Origin of the sequence: Methanosarcina horonobensis HB-1 = JCM 15518 (assembly GCF_000970285.1) — an archaeon.
In the GTDB taxonomy this organism is placed as follows: Archaea; Halobacteriota; Methanosarcinia; order Methanosarcinales; family Methanosarcinaceae; genus Methanosarcina; species Methanosarcina horonobensis.
Window position 1 is genome coordinate 3,796,316 of sequence record NZ_CP009516.1, and the last position, 18,658, is coordinate 3,814,973.

Annotated in this window: 12 protein-coding genes; 4 read left to right on the plus strand and 8 right to left on the minus strand. The window is 33.4% G+C overall.

What is annotated here, in order from left to right; genetic code table 11:
- Positions 1–1,136: 1,136 nt before the first annotated feature.
- Genes MSHOH_RS16605 through MSHOH_RS16620 form a run of 4 tightly spaced genes read left to right on the plus strand, consistent with a single transcriptional unit; the run spans position 1,137 to position 4,816 of the window.
- Complete coding sequence (locus MSHOH_RS16605) at positions 1,137–2,063, plus strand: SDR family oxidoreductase (protein ID WP_239451024.1); 927 nt, start codon at positions 1,137–1,139, stop codon at positions 2,061–2,063.
- The gene (locus MSHOH_RS16610) at positions 2,039–2,980 is read left to right on the plus strand and encodes a glycosyltransferase family 2 protein (protein WP_048141328.1); all 942 of its coding nucleotides are present in this window, start codon (positions 2,039–2,041) and stop codon (positions 2,978–2,980) included. Before MSHOH_RS16605 ends, MSHOH_RS16610 begins: the two co-directional genes overlap by 25 nt.
- On the plus strand, positions 2,977–4,116 hold the full coding sequence (locus MSHOH_RS16615; RefSeq protein ID WP_048141331.1) for a glycosyltransferase family 4 protein: 1,140 nt from the start codon (positions 2,977–2,979) through the stop codon (positions 4,114–4,116). Before MSHOH_RS16610 ends, MSHOH_RS16615 begins: the two co-directional genes overlap by 4 nt.
- Complete coding sequence (locus MSHOH_RS16620; protein ID WP_048141333.1) at positions 4,109–4,816, plus strand: class I SAM-dependent methyltransferase; 708 nt, start codon at positions 4,109–4,111, stop codon at positions 4,814–4,816. The genes MSHOH_RS16615 and MSHOH_RS16620 overlap by 8 nt, the downstream gene beginning before the upstream one ends.
- A 165-nt stretch (positions 4,817–4,981) precedes the next feature.
- Here MSHOH_RS16620 and MSHOH_RS16625 read toward each other — a convergent pair whose 3' ends face one another.
- The 8 genes from MSHOH_RS16625 to MSHOH_RS16665 form a co-directional block, all read right to left on the minus strand.
- The gene (locus MSHOH_RS16625; protein ID WP_158024221.1) at positions 4,982–5,944 is read right to left on the minus strand and encodes a lysylphosphatidylglycerol synthase transmembrane domain-containing protein; all 963 of its coding nucleotides are present in this window, start codon (positions 5,942–5,944) and stop codon (positions 4,982–4,984) included.
- Positions 5,945–6,198: 254 nt separating this feature from the next.
- Positions 6,199–8,259, minus strand: a complete 2,061-nt coding sequence (locus MSHOH_RS16630; protein WP_048141337.1) for a DUF2079 domain-containing protein — start codon at positions 8,257–8,259, stop codon at positions 6,199–6,201.
- A gap of 117 nt (positions 8,260–8,376) precedes the next feature.
- A complete protein-coding gene (locus MSHOH_RS16635; RefSeq protein WP_048141339.1) occupies positions 8,377–9,981 on the minus strand; it encodes a hypothetical protein in 1,605 nt (534 codons plus the stop codon).
- Positions 9,982–10,766: 785 nt separating this feature from the next.
- Positions 10,767–14,072 (minus strand): glycosyltransferase, encoded by a 3,306-nt coding sequence (locus MSHOH_RS16645; protein WP_048141344.1) that lies wholly within the window; start codon positions 14,070–14,072, stop codon positions 10,767–10,769.
- A 29-nt stretch (positions 14,073–14,101) separates the two neighbouring features.
- Positions 14,102–15,316 carry a class I SAM-dependent methyltransferase gene (locus MSHOH_RS16650; protein WP_048141346.1) on the minus strand — a complete coding sequence of 405 codons (1,215 nt, stop codon included), beginning with the start codon at positions 15,314–15,316 and terminating at the stop codon, positions 14,102–14,104.
- Between the two features lies 1 nt (position 15,317).
- Positions 15,318–16,562: an ABC transporter ATP-binding protein gene (locus MSHOH_RS16655; RefSeq protein WP_048141348.1), complete on the minus strand. Its 1,245-nt coding sequence runs from the start codon at positions 16,560–16,562 to the stop codon at positions 15,318–15,320.
- Positions 16,562–17,341 carry an ABC transporter permease gene (locus MSHOH_RS16660; RefSeq protein WP_052730903.1) on the minus strand — a complete coding sequence of 260 codons (780 nt, stop codon included), beginning with the start codon at positions 17,339–17,341 and terminating at the stop codon, positions 16,562–16,564. Before MSHOH_RS16660 ends, MSHOH_RS16655 begins: the two co-directional genes overlap by 1 nt.
- Positions 17,331–18,410, minus strand: a complete 1,080-nt coding sequence (locus MSHOH_RS16665) for a glycosyltransferase (RefSeq protein WP_048141350.1) — start codon at positions 18,408–18,410, stop codon at positions 17,331–17,333. The genes MSHOH_RS16660 and MSHOH_RS16665 overlap by 11 nt, the downstream gene beginning before the upstream one ends.
- Between the last annotated feature and the right edge of the window lie 248 nt (positions 18,411–18,658).

An 18,658-nucleotide genomic window follows, 5' to 3' on the forward strand; every position in this document is an offset into this window, starting at 1 on the left:
TCCAAAAACGATAACAGGAAAAATGTTACTTTTTTGAAGACATCTATGGAAAGTCAGATTCTAAATTTTGTGGAAATTTTGTGAGAACTTAGTGATTAATTGAAATCGATATTTATTTGGTCTTTAAATTTTGACTTTAACAAAAAGGATTAAGTCATAACTTTTATAAGAAAAGTAGTTAAATTCCTACTTACATTATTTAGTGGGGTATGTAAAGTAGGGTTAGGATTACTATCTATATGTTTGTGCTTGAATATTGATAGCTTTGAATACTTTGTCATACAGTTAGAGCTACTAAAAATATCTTCCCTACTCGGATTTAGTTCGTAAGAGACAACTAAGCATAGTTATGGCACTAAAGTCAATTGATGTTTTTAAGCCGACATCAAAACTAAATATTATGTTTAAGATATAAATTTTGCGCCATCTACTCTGTGAAATCGATAATATTTAGAGAAAATCATAGAATATTACCTTCTGCTCAGAAATCAAATACAAAAGAACCTAGTGTCGCGCCAATCCTCAAAGATCGAATGATTCTGATTAGTTGTAATCGATTTCATGCGACATTTTACTGCTGATGCGACACTAGTTCAGATCTAAGGATGGTAATGAATGGGATTTTGTATATTGTTACGACATCAGTACTTATTAAAATATTTACCACAGTATATCTCCAAGTCAATAGTGCACGGACTCTATCTATGTTTGTACGAACATAACACTTAATGATGAATGTTATTCAAGGTTCCTTTAAATAATACTATGACAAAGAAATAGCTCTTTCTCTCGCTTTATTCAAAAATGTTCCTAAAGAAAGAGGATAAAGTCCAATATATCAGTAAAAATAATAACTAGAAAAGATAAAGACCGATAAAAGTAATTAGAATAAATTCAAAAAGAAGAGTGCACTGTAAAGGTTCTTTAGCTGGATAGAAGCATACAAGAAGATATTTCTGTGATATTTCATCCAAAACTTAAAATTATTTCTTGAATCTTGTATCTCAAGTAACGAATCAAGCTCCAGATTATAAAAATAATCCTGTAAGATCTTAATAATTAAGGAAAAAGTAGCTTTTGGAATTAACTCATTAAAAAAGGAAAATATCTAAACAGGGGTATCAATCATAAATATCTTGGTTACTGGTGGGGCAGGTTTTATTGGTTCCCACATAATAGAGAAATTGCTTAGCAAAGGCAACGAAGTCATGTGTTTGGATAACTTTGATGACTACTACGATCCTCAAATAAAAAGAAAGAATATTGAACCTTTTCTAGAGAACGAAAGCTTCCAGCTAATCGAAGGCGATGTTCGGGATAAAGTTCTTTTGAAAAACATCTTTGAGGGAGTTGATTATGTTTTTCATGAAGCAGCCCAGGCAGGCATAAGAATATCAGTTAAAGATCCCATGAAACCTCATGAAGTTAACACAACAGGAACTCTAAATCTGCTGGAGGCAGCCCTCGATTCCGATATTAAGAAGATAATTAATGCCTCTTCATCCTCAGTTTATGGAAAAGTGGAATATCTTCCTTTTGATGAAAATCACCCCAACCAGCCGGTATCTCCTTATGGAGTTTCGAAACTGCTGGCTGAACACTACTGCAGAGTTTTTGAGGAACTCTATGGCTTAAAAAGTGTATCTCTGCGCTATTTTACTGTTTACGGGCCAAGAATGAGACCAGACCTTGCAATAAGCATTTTTATGAAAGCTGCTCTGAAGAATGAAACGATCACCATTTTCGGAGACGGAGAAAAAACCAGGGATTTCACCTGCATTGATGACATTGTGAGAGCGAACCTGATCTGCATGAAAAAAGGCAGCGGAGTATACAATATTGGTAGTGGGCATTCTGTCGCCATCAATGAACTTGTCTCGAAAATTATTGAGATTAGCGAAAGTGAGTCAGAAATTGTTTACACAGACTCTGTAATAGGAGATGCAGAACACACTCTGTCAAGTTATGAAAAAGCATGGAAGGAGATTGGGTGGAAGCCTGAAATATCAATAGATAAGGGGCTTGAGAGGTATGCAGAATGGATATTGAGCTCTCAATTGTGATTCCCACTTATAACGAAGAAGAAAATGTTGAGCTCTGCTACCAGGAAATTAAAGCTGCTCTTAAATCTCTGGGGAGTAATTATGAGATGATTTTTGTGGACGATGGTTCTACTGATCTTACTTTCAAAAAACTTAGTGACCTCAGTAAAAATGATGAAAAACTGAAAGTGGTGAAATTAAGGAAAAACTTCGGGCAGAGTGCAGCCTTAAGAGCTGGTCTTGACTATGCCACCGGTAAAACCGTTATTACAATGGATGCAGATCTTCAAAATGACCCGAGAGATATCCCGAAGTTTCTGGAAAAACTCAAAAAAGAAGATCTTGATGTCGTCTGTGGATGGAGATTTGACCGAAAGGACCCTCTCTCAAAAAAGTTATTTTCAAAGTTCGCAAATCGGTTAAGAAAGAGATTTACAGGAGAAACTATTCATGACTCCGGTTGTACTCTACGAGCTTATGTAAAAGAAAGTACTGAAGACCTTGAACTATACGGAGAACTGCATAGATACATCCCTGCTATGCTTTCCTGGAAAGGATATAGAATAGGAGAAATAAAAACAAACCACAGGGAACGAAAGTACGGGAAAACAAAGTATAACTGGAAAAGGATTATTAAAGGTTTCCTTGACCTTCTGGTTGTAACTTTCTGGCAGAAATACTCCATGAGACCAATCCATATTTTCGGGAGCATGGGAATTATTTTAATCCTTTTTGGTGGAATAGTTTCCATATATCTGGTTATTTTAAGATTACTTTATGAAACCGGGATTGACAGGCCATTATTTACAGTTAGTGTTATGTCCCTGGTTATAGGTATCCAGTTTTTCACCATTGGAATCCTTGCAGATATTTTAATAAAGATATACTATGGTCAGAATGGGAGGAAGAATTACCTGGTTGAGAGGATCATTGGATGAAGGTTTTGATGTTAAATTACGAGTTTCCCCCACTAGGGGGTGGAGGAGGGGTTGCAGCCAAAAAACTTGCAGAAGGCTTCATCAAACTGGGTTATCAGGTAGATTATGTTACAACCGGATATGCGGGCTTAAAAAAGTATGAAAACGTTGATGGAATTAATGTTTATAGAGTTAATGTCATAGGGCGGAAAGAACTCTCTACTGCTACAATCCCATCTATGGTCAGTTTCCCTTTTTTAGCTTATAAAAAGGCTTCTGAACTGTGCAAAATAAATAAATATTCATTTATCAACACTCATTTTGCTATTCCGACTGGACCTTTGGGAATTTGGATATCCCGTAAGTTTAGTTTACCGAATATTCTATCCATATATGGGGGAGATATCTATGATCCTTCTAAAAACTATTCTCCTCATAAAAAATGGTATTTAAAAAAAGTAGTAGAATGGGTATTGAGCAACTCAAGACACATTGTCGCTGAATCGTCGGACATTAAAGATAATGCATTAAAACACTACAGTATTGAAAAAGACATAAATACTATTCCCTTAGCTTACGAGCCTGTTGGATTTGAAAAAATCAACCGCAAAGATTTGGATTTAGATGAGAATTTATTTTATACTATAAGTATTGGAAGATTGGTGAAACGAAAAGGCTTTGATTTTTTGATTAAAGCAATTAAAAACACTTCTGATAACGTCCATGCACTGATAATTGGCGAAGGACCTGAAATAAACAATTTGGAAAGTTTAACCAAAGAATTGAATATTTCAGATAGAATTCATTTTTTAGGATTTGTTTCAGAAACTAAAAAGTTTCAATATCTTCAAAATTCTGATGTTTACGTGCTTTCTTCTCTACATGAAGGATTTGGTATCGTTCTACAGGAAGCTATGCAGGTTGGCCTTCCAATAATCTCAACTGATAGCGGTGGTCAGGTTGATTTTATAAAAGAAGGAAAGAATGGGTATCTTGTTAACTTCGGAGATGTTGAAACTTTGACTGATAGGATAAATAGATTTGAAAAAGACTGTAGACTTAAGATAAATTTTTCAGAGTATAACAGAGAAGAAATTAAGAAGTTTGAGGATAAGAATATATGTGAAGAGTACTTGGAGATATTGACATATGGATAATAACCTCAATAATTATAAAGCTAATTTAACTAACAAGTTCATTCCCATTAACAGGCAATACGAAGTATATGAGAATTATTATAGAAAAAACGTATTAAAACATTTACCATTAAACAAAAGTGCGAAAATTATTGATCTGGGTTGTGGATTAGGCCATTTTTTATATTTTTTAAAAAGTAATAACTATACTAACATTTCAGGCATTGATTTACTAAAAGAAAATGTGGAATTTTGTAGATTAAAGGAATTTAAAGTTAAACAAGAAAATATAATTGATCATGTATCATCAAGCAATGAAAAGGCTGATACTTTTATTTTGAGCAATGTACTAGAACATTTTTCTTATCAAGAAATAATATACATCATAAATTCACTGTACAAGTTACTAAACAAAAATGGCAGAATCATAATAATTGTACCCAATTGCAATAACATTCATGGGTTAGCTACGTATTTCTCAGATATTACTCACAAAAGCCCTCTTACAGAAAAGTCATTTGAGGATTTAATATTAAATACAGAAATAACGAAGTTTTCATTTGAAAATTTGGTCGTTTACCCAAACATCGTGTTTCTGGACACAGTATCTAAGATTTATAATAGTTTAATCTTTAATATACGAAAAATTAACAATTTGATGAATGGTCAAAAGCCATATAAAGTCCAATCCAAAAACTTATTATTAATCATCTATAAATAAAAAGTTGAATTATGTTCTACTATTTAAGGCTCATTTCTAAATAATTTAAGAACTTTCTGGATTACTGACTTTAAGTTATCAATAAGGAAAAAATTATCTAGTTTTTCAGAAATAAAAAAATTTCCAATAATCAAATAGATCTAATTGATTCTTTGAATTGATGTATTATTTTTTACATAAATATTGATAGCCATAGAACCCGAGTAACACGTAATAAACAATCCCGATAATATGAACAACTATTCCAGAATTGATTGCAAGTTCCTTAGACAAGCCGATTCCGACAAAGCCAATTGCCCATCCAACCTCGTAGGTTCCAAATCCTCCCATCCCTTGAATAGGAAGAATAGACATAAAAACTACAAAAGTAGAAGCTAATAAAACCTCAAAAAAACCAATATTTATAGATAAAGATTTAATTAAAGTATAGTTCAGAAAATATAAAGTAATCCAGATGGTAAATGAGATTATAAATAGTTCTATCATTTTACCGCTGTTCTTTATATTTTTAAAGCTGTCAACGATCTCTATTGCTTTTCTTGAAAAGAAATTAACTAAACCGTGTTTGTTCAGTTTAAGAGTTTTGAAAACCGCGTTAGCAAACTTCAAAAAGATGTCACCTGCATAAAGCAAAATTATCAAAAAAACAGCCAGCAAAGCGGTAAATAAAACGACTAACCAGATGATGCTAGAAAATGTTTCAGGAAAATCATGTACAAATAAAGAAGACATAAAAAACAATAATGAAATTGTAATGAAATCTAACACTCTTGCAACCATCAATGTTGCAACTCCTTCTCCAGTAGACTTATCATGATACTTTTTTAAAATATAAATATAAGAGAGTTCACCAGATCTTGCTGGAAGAATACTATTTACCATATTATGAACGCATACAATATGAAAAAGATCGGTGAGAGATATTTTCTTGTCTAAAAGAATATGAAATCTTAATCCCCGAAGAAGATAACTTAAAACATACAAAAAAAAACCCAGGACCAGATAAGTTTTGTCAATGTTTTTAATTGTTGCTATGAGGTCCTCTATTCTGATCTGAGATAATATTATTCCAAGAAGCAAAAAAGTTGCAAGCACAGTTATAAATTTTTTTCCTGTAATATATTTCATAAGTAGTTGCCCATTTTCGCCTAGACCAGATGGATATTGAGAGTAAAACCTTGAGTAACAATCGAAATGATATATATCTATTTTACGCCTGATATAAATTAGTTCCATTAAAATGGTTAAAGCTAATGTTTCATTGAGTTATTCCCTTTATTCACACTGACAGTATTAAACGTTAATCAAATAACTTAAGAGAGTTTCAGTTGAAGTAAAATTATGATTCTTTTTGATAAATATATATAATATATAATTACGCTTTACATGCATTTATGTATATTAATTCGTTCTACATATAAATCACTGGAAAGTGGTTGTAATACCCTGAATTCAAACAATTGGTTTTCCCCAGACTTCTCAACATTTAATGTTAAATTCTGAGAGCTGTACTTTCCCTCAATTAAATCACTTGCATATATATCCTTTGTAGAGTCAATTCCATGCTCCCCGTCCTTTATATAGGAGATGTCTATACTTGCAACACTGAGAGAAGTGTCAGTGATATTTTCTGCTTTTAAAATATACTCTATAGTGTATTTTCCTTCAGGCAATGTTATGTATGGCCCATAAACCAGATAACCAGATTCATTAAAAGTCTTATCACTGTAAAAAGCGTATTTTCCGATCTGATCATCAAATGTGAGCGAACCTGTGTTTTTTTGGCTACAGAAAAACAAATTGTTGTAGACAAAATTATCATCACTTATACTGCTGGACTCAAAACTCTGATTATTTTTTTCAAAAATAAAACAATAGCTGTTTAAATAATAAAGCTTATGATTTTTTAAATATGAATTGATGTTTTGATATAAACCATAATTTGCCAGTGGAGTCCTTTGTATAATTATATAATCATATAGATCTGAACCATCTCTTTGAGAGTCGTCCGTAGATATAACGTCATCATCCGTATATGTAACATTGTTGTTCATATATGAATTATCATTGCTCATATATGAAACATTAAGATTCCTGTAGAAATAACACCCCATACTTCCTGAACAAAGAATATTACTTTCATAAGGGATTCGGCTTATGTTTGTGAAATATTCTTGAGATTCATTTTTCTGAGCAGAATTAATATCTGAAATCGTTTTACCAACTCCGCCATAGACAGAAAAAGAATACAGACTTAGAATGATCAAAACAATTAAAACTAGATTAAGTTTTTTGGTACTAATTTTTTTATTAATAGATGAAAGAAAGAAAATAGCAGAACAAACGATAGCAAAAATTATTACCGCTGAGTAATGGAAACAAATCATACGCTGGGCTGGAAAATTTGCTAAAAGATTCTGTAAAAGTACTGGAGACGCGATTAGTAGGACTTTAGGTTTAAAAAAGCAAACGTAACCTACAGGCAAAAAGAGAATTAGTAAATAATTCAAACTTTCCTGAGTAAACAAGTATTTGAGAAGCAATTGGGGATTTGTCAGGAGATTAAATATCACATCAGTAATTGATGTACCTAAATAAGAGTACCTGCCAGCTAACATTTCGGACTGAGATGATAAGACAGGACCATAAAGCTGATGAGACAAAACTGCAAAATAGGGCTTTAAATACAGTAATTCAAAAGAAAAAATTCCGATACCTAATATCAAAGGAGTATAAATCCATTTTTTTTCGTATTTCTCTATAAATGCATAGACTCCAAACATTACGGCTACCAGAGATATGTTTTCTTTACAAATGCATGCAAGAAACAGGAAGAACAGGAATTTGTTAAAAGATTTAACGTACATATAATAAAAAGCAAACAAAAGAAATGGCAGTGCAAATATCTCTTCTTTAACACTTTCTAAAAATAGCCAGCTTACAGTAGGGTGTAAGAAATAGATCATGACTGAGACTAATGATATTTTTTTAGATTTAGACACCTCATTAGCTAACCAGTAGACTGGAAATGCGCCTAAAGATAATAAAAGAGAGCTGATAATCGAAAAAGTAATTGGATGCGGATGTATATAAAAAAAAGGAAGAAGTAATAAAAATATATACCTTTGATGACCAACAAAATCTATGACGCCTCCCCCGTTTATTGATGAATAAAAGAAATGATTATGGACAACAGTATTATGAAAAAGTTGATACATTATTCCTTTGTCGTAAGCATTAAAAGAACATAAATATTCATAAGTTGAATTAAGCAAAAAAATATAGAGAAAAAAGTTAGAAAAAAACAGAAGTAGAACTAAAGTATCAAAAATATCATATCTTGAAGATAACCCTTTAAGATTGAGAATTACTTTTTTTAGATTAAAATAAGTTTCAAGTCTTGATTTTGAATCGGTGAATATATAATCAGCCTTTGATAACATGTTATAATCCTACATTTTCTGATTAACTTGTTAGATCGAAGATCTGTCCTATGTATTATTTATATTTGACTCGTTATTTTCGGCAGTCAAAAAATGACAGTTCAGAGACAATTGTTCTCAGTCAAAATCCTCCATCATTTTTTTAAATTCTGGAACATTCCATACATAAATTTTATAATTTCCAAACTTGAGTATTTTTTTGGGAGGATTTTTGTTCACCAAGTACTCAATTTCTTCATTCTGGAAATTACTTTGTACAACAAAAACATCCCCGTCATTCATTCCCTGTTCCGTAAACCATTTTTTAAATGAGAGCCACTTAAAAGGGGTTATCTTTGCGTCATTAAATATTACAGGTCTAATAACGATTTCTTCATTGGATAAATAAGTTATAAGATTGGCATCCCAGTAGTCCCCGTAACCAAAAATTAAATTTGATTCCTTCAAATATCCTATTAATTCGTATTGTTCTCTGTTTGGTTGTTCATACCCTCCTTTTAAAAGTTCTGCATTGGAACCCGCATTTATAACAATTATTGAAAGAATAAAGAAGAGATATACTTTTTGAAATTTTATGTTTTGACTGTATGTCAGAGACACCATGCTTAGACCGAGCATTAGTGGGAATGTGAGATATCTTGTTGTGTAAACGTTAGTGGTAATTGAAGTGAAAACATAAGCGATTGAAATGGAGGTAATCGAAAGGATAACAAATAAACACCATACAGGGTTTTTACTGAATGTTTTTGAAATATTACTGAACACAAAACAGATTATTCCCATAGTGATTAAAATTATAACTATTGTAAGAAAATTAAACTTATATGTTTCTGAGAATTCAAATAACTTATGATTATATAGCAGACAAATCCCTTTGAATAATAAAAGAAAATTCTCAAAAATTAGTCCTTTATCTGTAATTAAACTAATCGGATATTTAATTAAAGTCGGTATGTTTCCTTTTACTAAATAAACCAGTGATACTACTATTCCGGAAATAATTGGGAAACTCATTTTTCTAATTTCAAATGGTCTATTTAGCAATGCGAGTAATGTACTAGTAACAAAAAGCGGAACGAAATACCATAAAAGGATAAGAGAATCCGAAAAACTGATAAGAGCTAAAATAAGTAAGTAGAGAACAGCATTCAATCTTCCATGAGTATTCTGTGGGTAGATTAGCAAAAGAACTCCTAAAAAAGTAATTGCTCCCATATGTACTTCTGGCCGCAAAAAGAAATTGTCTGCAGCAAAGTTAGGAATGTTTACGAGAAGTGAAGCAAATATCAGGGAACTTGTTATATTTTTAGTCATGTTATATACAAGTACAGAAAAGATTAAAATTATAACAACGAATATGATATATGCAGATAAAGCCAATGCTACTGGACTATATCCTGAAAATAACTGTGGAAGCAAATGATAAGGAATTAAGTCCGAAAATACATGTGGATCTGCGAACGGAAAATAGAATCCCTGCAAAAAAGAATTCCCATGAACAAAGAACTCTTTCCAAACCAGGCCTGGCGAGACGTCATCACTGTCTAGTTTATGTAACAGTGAAAGTTGAAATTTTAGGGACAAACCATACAAAATTAGAAAAAATAGAATCCAGTTAAGTAGCTGATCATTTTTTAAATAATTGATTCTGAAAATATGAGATATCCTTGAATCCTCGATTAATTTTTTGAATCCACTTGAAATATTCGAAATAGATCCCATTCTTTACCTCCGGGTACTAAAGTGAATTTTTTCACAAAGAAGTTATCAACATGTAAGTGGGTTTAAAATTAAACTCACTTTATCTGACTTTAACAAATTCAATGACAATATCGCAAGTTTACTAGAATTCAAAGTCTGTACCGTGCGTAATTTAATAGTTTGAACATGGAATTTCTGCTTTCGATACAAGTAATCACTAACGCTAAACATAATATGAAAGAATGAATTAGGCACTTTCTTCAAAACTGCGAGATAGTATAAAAATTCAAAAGATATGAAGATTAATCCCAAAACATTGTATATAGTAATCTGTTCTTGAAATAAAATTGTAGAAAAAACCAGTATCATAAAGTTAACTAAGCTTAAAAACGAATATGCATAAGAGAGTGGGTAATATATCAGTGCTAATAGCTGCCAGACAATAGCCTGTAAAACAAGAAGTACTAAAGAAAGAAAATAAAAAGTGTTAGTAACTATAATAAAGAGAGAAGTGTTTTTTACTGAAAGTGCAGCATATTTTCCACGTATTCCACTTCCTGTCTGTAATAGTATGGAGAATATTATTGCATTAAAATGAAAGATTTGTTTTTTGTTCGAAACACGAGCTTTAAAGCCGTTTATTCTTTTCATTTACCAAGACCCACCGGGGGTGAAATGTTTGTGATTAATATCCAGAATATCTTTTCTGACGTATGATGCAGTATCTCATGCATACATACTATAGAAAAGTATTTACTCTCCCATTCTCCTGAAAAAGCACAAAAACTCATACCCAAAAACTTACTTCAAGATGAAGCATTTCCTAACTGAAACAACACATTTTCATATCTTTTTGCAATGTTTGACCAGCTAATCTCTTTTATCTTTCTCTCAGCAGAGTTGGCAACTTCTTTCTGTAATTTTTCGTTTTCATATAATTTCATAATCCCCTTTTTGATTTCATCTGGAGAACACCCAGGGATTTTATAAACTTCTTCTTTAAATTCACTAAATATTGGAATATCTGTTACGATAACAGGCCTTTGAGAAGCCAGAGAAAACCTTATAGCGCCACTAGCTCCCTCTTTTGTATCTTTGTAAGGCATTACAACGATGTCGGAAGCCTGTAACAGGTAAATAATTTCCTGTTTTTCCAAAAAATCCGTAAAGAATATAACGTGTCTATTAATTCCTAAGTTACTAACTTCTTTCTTACAGCTTTCGTAATATTTTACTGAGATCTCATCTGGAAATATGGAACTTACAACCAGAAAAAGCAAGTCAGGATACTTCTTTATAATTGAAGGTAACGCCTGTATCGTTTCTAATACTCCTTTATGTGGCAGGAGAAAGCCAAAAGTAGAGATTATTTTCGAATTGTTGAAAATTCCTTTTTTAAGTTCTTCTTTTTCATTGTTGTCGAAAACTACATTTCCATGGGGAATTTTAATTACATTGTCAATAATTCCTTTTTCTGATAATTCCCTGACGTCACTTGATGAATGCACCCAGATTTTGTCTACAAGTCTTAGCTCTTTTTTGATAGAGTCTAATTTAACGGGTTTGTTCATAAATTCGGTATTACCTACAGAATGAAAAGTGATTATCAATTTTATTCCCTTCTCTTTTAGCTTTTTGACCATATCAGCCAGAGAGTTCAGTTCAAAGAACCCAAAATTGAACTGAACGTGGATTACATCCAGATCGCTTTCCAATATTTTATTGCAAAGAGTGCTCAGGTCATCGAAATATGGTTCCCAGCAACGAATTACGTTATCTCCATCCATTGTTATAAGATCTTTAGAACTTACTTTGTTTGCAAAGATTTTAACTTCCTCTGGGTTTCTTAAATTGCTAACCAAATATTTTGTGTACTCTGCGATACCACATTTTGTATTCCAGGTAGAAACAATACCCAGTTTTGGTTTGAATCTAACACTTTTCAGAAACTCGATCGTTTTCTTTGCTGAGACATCCCAGTTAAAATTGTTTTTGATATTGGCATACGCTGTTTCTACTTTTGCTTTTACTTCATCGCTATTTTTATTTTCGTACACGTGTCTCATCAAAGTAGCCAAATGGTTTACATCAGGCTCTGCCCACAATGAATCAGCCATAGTATATTGCTTTTTTAAATGCGTAATAGAAGGCTCAAGCTTAAAATCAACTAAGTATGAAGTCTTTTCATTACAGAAATCAAGATGACCGCTGTAGTTGGTGGTAATTACAGGAACTTTGCAAAGCATTGCTTCTGCCATAGTAAGACCAAAACCCTCACCTCTTGTAGGTGAGACATAATAATTGCATTTTTTATAGAGTGATACCAATTCATTATCAGAAATATCGCGATCAATGTGAATAACTTCAGGACCATTAGGTTTCACAATGTTTTTTATTTGCTCAGCAATATTATTGTGAATATTAGGAAACGTCTTCACAACTAAACAAACGTCATCTTCTCTAGAAAACTCTTTTGTGTAGGCCTTAAGGAGAACATCAATGCCCTTCCTTGGAAAACCGGAACCTACATTGAAGAATAAGAATTTTTTATTAGTATGTAATTCCGCAGGCAACACATCTTTTTCAAAATGATCAATCTGGACGCCTGTAGGAATAACTCCAATCCTGGTATTTATGCCTGAGTTGATCAAAACGTCTTTAACAAAATTTGTAGGTACTAGAATCCCATCCAGAGAATTGAGATCATCGATCCATTCCTGAGGGAGGGCCGATTCTTCCCAGAAAAAGTAGATAAGATTATATCTCCCGTTCATATCTTTTGTTCTGGGAGGATAAATGTTTCTTATTGAAAAGAAAGGAAATTTCGGGTCATTTTTCCATAATTCCCTGACTCTTTTGTCTTTTATGCTTCCTTTTTGTGGGATGTAATCTCCTGTACCTGTTGTTGCAAAAAGTGAAACGTCTTGATCAAGTTTATCTAATGCCAGAGCTAAATTTCGGTTTATTATAGACAAACTATAAGAATCTTCAAACGTGCCTTCGATCCTTATGGACGGCTTGGAATTAATTTCTTTAAAATCAGTATCAATATAATTCTTCAAAATTTCAGATATATTCTTTTTGTTGAAAAACTCCAATCTTTTAGTTTGCTTATCGACAACTTTTTTTCTTAATGTTTTATCTTCAACCAGCAGGTTGATCATTTCCGCGATTTCTATATAGTTTTTTTCGTTAACTAAAATCCCTGACTCACCAAGCGTTTGTGGGATGGCTGTGCAGTTGTTTGCAATAATTGGAATTTTGAAATGCATACTTTCAAGTAAAGGTACGCAGAATCCTTCATGTTCGCTCATTGCCAAAAAAATATTTCCCACTTTGTAGTAGGAAACCAGTTCATCCAGATTTATGTGACCAGTGAAGTATAGATTATCCAGATTTAATTCTTGAACAAGATCCCTCAGGTAAGTATAATAGTTTTCCATTCCATTGTATGAACCTACTAAAAGTAATCTGGATCTTTTGTTAATATATTTATTATAATAATAGAAACTTTTTATAGCATCCTCTATTTTTTTATTAGGACTGATCCTGCCGACAACTAATATGTTGACAAAATCATCATCATACTTGCTTATTACTTTTTTATTTGGCTGAACATTAAAGTTATCGAAGTTAATCAAGTAAGGAAGAACTGAAGTTTTATTGAAACCAGCATCAATGAGATCCTGTTTATTAAACTCGGAATCGGCAAGCGCTACATCTACAATATTTCTTATTTCCGTGCTAAGTTCTTGATGTCCAATTTTAGTTGAATACTCATAATCAGAGTTGATATTATGGAAAAAGTGGGGTGGAGTAATGTTATGGTAAAGTAAAATTTTTTTATCCGGCAACGATTTTACGAAATTTAGAAGTTCAGAGCCATATCCTATAGAATAATGGATGATAAGAATATTATTTGGAGAGCTGATTTTGCGATATTCATTGTATTGTTTCACAGTGCTGCTCATTTTTGGATGAATGTATTGACCATATATGTTAGATTCATACCCCAGCTCTCTCAGAACTGTCCTTATTTCCAGCATTTCATTACCAATAGCATCCCCATAACTTACTGAAGGATGGATTTGATGAACTTGGAATATTCTCATAAATTACACCGTTCACTGTCTATGGCAATCTATTCTGTTTTGTCGGAAATGACGCACACTATTTGCGTATCTTCACGATAATACTCCAATTTTTCAATGTTCAATCCACCATCTTTGAGGATTACTTCCCATTCTTCAGTAGTCATTTTTCGCTCATTCCCAAACTCACGCTTCGGGTAATGTATCGAAGGAACAGAGAACACAACATATTTTGCCGCTTCAAGCTGTTTTGAAAGCATTTTTACGATTCCTTCGTTATCGAAGTGTTCCAGTGTACCCTGTGAAAAAGCTACATCGAAATACTTATGTTTAAATTGATTTAAACAGTTTGCATCCAACATGACAAAGTTAGCATGTCCACCCAATCTCCTATTAGTGGTTATTGCATTAAAAATCACATTTATATCGTTATCTAACCCCATAACTTCATATTTTTGCCTAGAAAAATAAATTGACATGGTAGCAGTACCTATACCAATTTCTATCAGCTTAGGTACCCTATTTCCCGACGCTTTCTGTGCATATTCCTCTACTACTGAAATAAAATGATTATGATGATTTACGTTTCCTAACAGGTCTTCTTCGGAGATCTCTTGACTATAGTATTGCCCCCATGCAGTAGACGCTAATGCATTTTTGGAAGAAGCCAGGAAATCAGATGTTACATTTTTCATGATCTTATCCAGTTCAATAAATTTAGCATCCAAGGCATTAATTTTTGAATCCAGCTCCCTGTTCTTTTCAGCGACTTTTTCATATTCCCCAAGGAGCTTCTCATTTATTTTCAAAGATTCTTCATAGTTCCCAAAGAGCTCTTCGTTTTTAGTAAGTAATCTCTCGTATTTACCGGATAGTTCCTCATTTTTACCTAGAAGTTCCGTAAGAATTCTACAGGTACACGCGTTTACCTCGCTTTGCTGAGCAAAAGCTGGATCTACATATCTCTTAACTTCACCGTTTACCAGATTTCGACCTTTTACCAAAAAGGATCCTGTAACATGACGATGTGAACTGATCACATAACTTCTGTTCTGAACATCATAATTTGAAGTTAAATATTCCAGATCTTTAGCTGTCATTCCATTCACCGCAGGGGAAATTTTTTTCTCGGAGTTTTTAATCAGCGAGTTTAGGATCGGTTCTGAGTAAGCACCTGTTTTTTTTCTACTCTGAATATTCTCTCTTATCCTTTCCAAAACTTCTTTTGCATTAATTTCGTCATCGCGAATATCAAATGTACTCATATCAGGCCGCCCTCTCTGAACTTAATTCCCAGGTACATGAAAGACCCAACACACCTTCCTCATATCCGGTTGGAATAATGGAGAATGAATATTGTTTATCCTTGTGATCTAGCGGAACATAGTTCTTGGATTGTACCAAGTCTACAGTCATCAAAAACTTTCCTGTTTGCAAAGGTACTTTTTCAATCAGCAAATCTATATAGCCATTTCCCGAAATACTATTAATTGGATAATTTTTAAGGAAAGTATTTGTCCCAAAAAGATGTTTACCCCTTTCGGAATACAGCGCAATACCAAAGACGGGATCCTCTATACTTTCCTTTGAATTGTAAAAGATGCGTACTTTCATAGGATCAAGAGAATTAAAATTAGTATTTGCATGGTCAAATTTATCATAAAATTTAACGTCAACGATTTCTGCTATTTTTTCAGTAATCTGGTGGGAAGTAAGACCATGTTGATCGTTTTGTACTTTGTTTTCACCTGATTCAGGTTCATCATTTTTCGAAGAAGAGGTTTCCACTTTTGCGTAAACGTACTTATCGATCACTTCAGTTGGATCACCTATTGCAACTTGTTTTCCTTTATTCAAAAGCAAAACTTTATCACAGAATCTCCTCACTGCCCCAAGATCATGGGAAACAAAGACTATAGTAATTCCTTTTTTCCTGTACTCGTTCAAGACATCCAGACACTTCTGCTGGAACTCCATATCTCCAACAGCCAGTACTTCGTCCATCAAGAGGATTTCCGGATCGGTTTGAATTGCTGTTGAAAAGGCAAGCCTTACCTGCATACCCGATGAAAAATTTTTTAACTTTGTATCCCTGAAATTCTCAAGTCCTGCAAACTTAAGAATATCATCCATTTTATCATTAATTTCTTTTTTTTGCATGCCCATTATAGTTGCATATATTTTTATATTCTCTGAAGCAGTGAGGTCCGATTGAAAACCAACTCCAAGTTCAAGAAAAGGAGTCAGCTTCTTAAGGGCAGTAACACTCCCTGCTGAAGGCCTGAGTATGTTTGCAATAATTTTTAAGAGAGTACTCTTTCCACTTCCGTTCTCTCCGATGATCCCGAGAGCTTCCCCTTCTTCAACTATAAAATTAATATCAGTAAGGGCATGGAAAGTTTCATATGTGGGAGGCTTGAAAGCCCCAGTCAAAGTCTCAAAGATAGTGGTTCTTTTTTGATGGGGTATGCGAAATGTCTTATGCAAATGCTCAACTTTAATCGCAGTCATCAGATTTCCTCCGCAAATCTGGGTTCTAACCTGGAAAAAATAATGTATCCTACAAGAAGGAAAACTATTGATGAAAGAAACATAAACAGAAGATCTTCTGTTTTCGCTGGAGAAGAATAAATAATAGTATCTCTTGCAGAAATAATAACCCGTGCGATTGGATTCAAGAGAATAAATCTCTGTAGATTTTTAGGAAATGCATCGAGTGTATACAGTATAGGAGTTGCAAAATATCCAATCTGCAAAAGAACCTGCCAGATAAACTGTACATCCCTGTAAAATACATTTAACGCGGCAAGTGCTAAGGAAAGACCAAGTGAAATGACAAACAGGAAAATCAGGATAAGCGGCACATACACCAAGTTGATGGAAACTGGTACTTTGAAAAATACCATAAATACTATAAATATTAAAGACTCGAAGATGCTCATAAGCAAAGCTGTAATACATGAGGAAATAACGAAGATGTCACGCGGGAAGTAAATTTTCTTGACTATGCTCGCTCTTCCTACTATGGAAAACATTCCGATAGTTGTCGCTCTGCTCATAAATCCCCATAATACGATTCCAAGAAGCAAAAACAGCTGGTAATACTCAACCTGAACCCTCATTAAATTTGAGAAAATAAAGTACAGAACTACAAGCATAAGCATGGGTTCCAGAAGTGACCAGAAGTAACCCAGTATAGAATTTTTGTATCTTAGTTTAAACTCGCTCCATGCCAGTTGCCAGATAAGGTTCCGGTAGTCATAGATCTCTTTCATGCGTTTAACAATCATTATTTACCACATTTTTCATCTTTTCACTAAAAATCGAAAGATCAAAGCGTTTTGCCTGTTCAAGACAAGCATCTCTGTAACTTTTGGGTTCACTGGATATGAGTTTGACAGCCCCTATAACGCCGGGAACATCCGCATATATAAGAAGACCTGTTTTTTCGGTTACGGTCTCTTTAAATCCGCCTTCGTTCACAGCTACAACAGGTTTTCCACTTGCCATTGCCTCCACCGGTGTCATCCCGAAGTCCTCATCCATAGCAGTGCAAATGAGACCTTTACAGCGAGAGTAAAGATCAAGCAACTCTAGCTCAGAGACTTCCCCACGTAGTTTAACATTATCCGGTAGATTTTTAATAATATTTTTTGCATAACTTTTTGCATGGTCTCCTTCTGAATACCCTCCGACAATAATAAGTTTTTCTTCAGGCATTTCCCTGAAGGCATCGATCTGGAGTTCTACTCTTTTCTCAGGATAGAGGCGATTTACAGAAAGCCAGAAATCTCCATACTCATTACATGTGAATTTTGTAGTCTCAACCGGAGGATAGATAACCTCAGCGTCCCTGTGGAAATACATTTTAACTCTCTGCAATGTATTCTCCGAGTTAGTTGCAATTTTACAGACGTGAGAAAGGTAATATTCAGAAATCGGTCTGTGAAACCTGACCCAGATCCTGAAGAAAATTGAAACAAAAAATGACTGTCTTGTCAGAAAGGTATCGTAAAGGTCATAGAAAGCCCTTGTAGGAGTATGACAGTAGTATAAATTTGGTTTATGTTTTTTTGCAGCAAAATGCGCCCAATTTCCGGAAAAAATAAAGAAATCATACTTTTTTGAGAAATCACATGTTGCAAAGAGGAAAGAAGCTGAGATTTGCTTTAAAGGAGGCACCTTTGGAGTCTTTCCAAGGCTTATAATATGTATATCGGAATAACCCATTTTTTTAATGGATTCGAGATTTAAGTCTGTAGTGATAACATCAGCGTTAATGTACTTCGCGAGCATCAACACCAGTTTTTCTCCACCGCCAATGGCTCCGAAGTAATCGTGAAAGATAGCTATTTTCATGTTTATTCTCATTTTTTAAATTATTTCACGTTAGATTTAAATTGTGATTTATATGTGTTTCGAAGCGATTTTTAATTACAATAAAAATTCTGTAAGTTACTGCAAAAGAAAATTGGTTACTGTTTAAAATTCTCCTGTTTAAATTATCTTGCCATTGGAGATTCCATTATAGCCAGGATAAAGATAGTAACAAAGAGCTATGTTCTATCTAATTTTGCAATGTAGAGACTGTAGATAAGAAGATACTA

What these genes read in the sequence shown, in the direction of transcription:
- MSHOH_RS16610 (WP_048141328.1), top strand. Translation starts at nt 2,039, where the DNA reads ATGGATATTGAGCTCTCAATTGTGATTCCCACTTATAACGAAGAAGAA.
- MSHOH_RS16615 (WP_048141331.1), top strand. Translation starts at nt 2,977, where the DNA reads ATGAAGGTTTTGATGTTAAATTACGAGTTTCCCCCACTAGGGGGTGGA.
- MSHOH_RS16620 (WP_048141333.1), top strand. Translation starts at nt 4,109, where the DNA reads ATGGATAATAACCTCAATAATTATAAAGCTAATTTAACTAACAAGTTC.
- MSHOH_RS16625 (WP_158024221.1), bottom strand. Translation starts at nt 5,944, where the DNA reads ATGAAATATATTACAGGAAAAAAATTTATAACTGTGCTTGCAACTTTT.
- MSHOH_RS16630 (WP_048141337.1), bottom strand. Translation starts at nt 8,259, where the DNA reads ATGTTATCAAAGGCTGATTATATATTCACCGATTCAAAATCAAGACTT.
- MSHOH_RS16635 (WP_048141339.1), bottom strand. Translation starts at nt 9,981, where the DNA reads ATGGGATCTATTTCGAATATTTCAAGTGGATTCAAAAAATTAATCGAG.
- MSHOH_RS16645 (WP_048141344.1), bottom strand. Translation starts at nt 14,072, where the DNA reads ATGAGAATATTCCAAGTTCATCAAATCCATCCTTCAGTAAGTTATGGG.
- MSHOH_RS16650 (WP_048141346.1), bottom strand. Translation starts at nt 15,316, where the DNA reads ATGAGTACATTTGATATTCGCGATGACGAAATTAATGCAAAAGAAGTT.
- MSHOH_RS16655 (WP_048141348.1), bottom strand. Translation starts at nt 16,562, where the DNA reads ATGACTGCGATTAAAGTTGAGCATTTGCATAAGACATTTCGCATACCC.
- MSHOH_RS16660 (WP_052730903.1), bottom strand. Translation starts at nt 17,341, where the DNA reads ATGATTGTTAAACGCATGAAAGAGATCTATGACTACCGGAACCTTATC.
- MSHOH_RS16665 (WP_048141350.1), bottom strand. Translation starts at nt 18,410, where the DNA reads ATGAAAATAGCTATCTTTCACGATTACTTCGGAGCCATTGGCGGTGGA.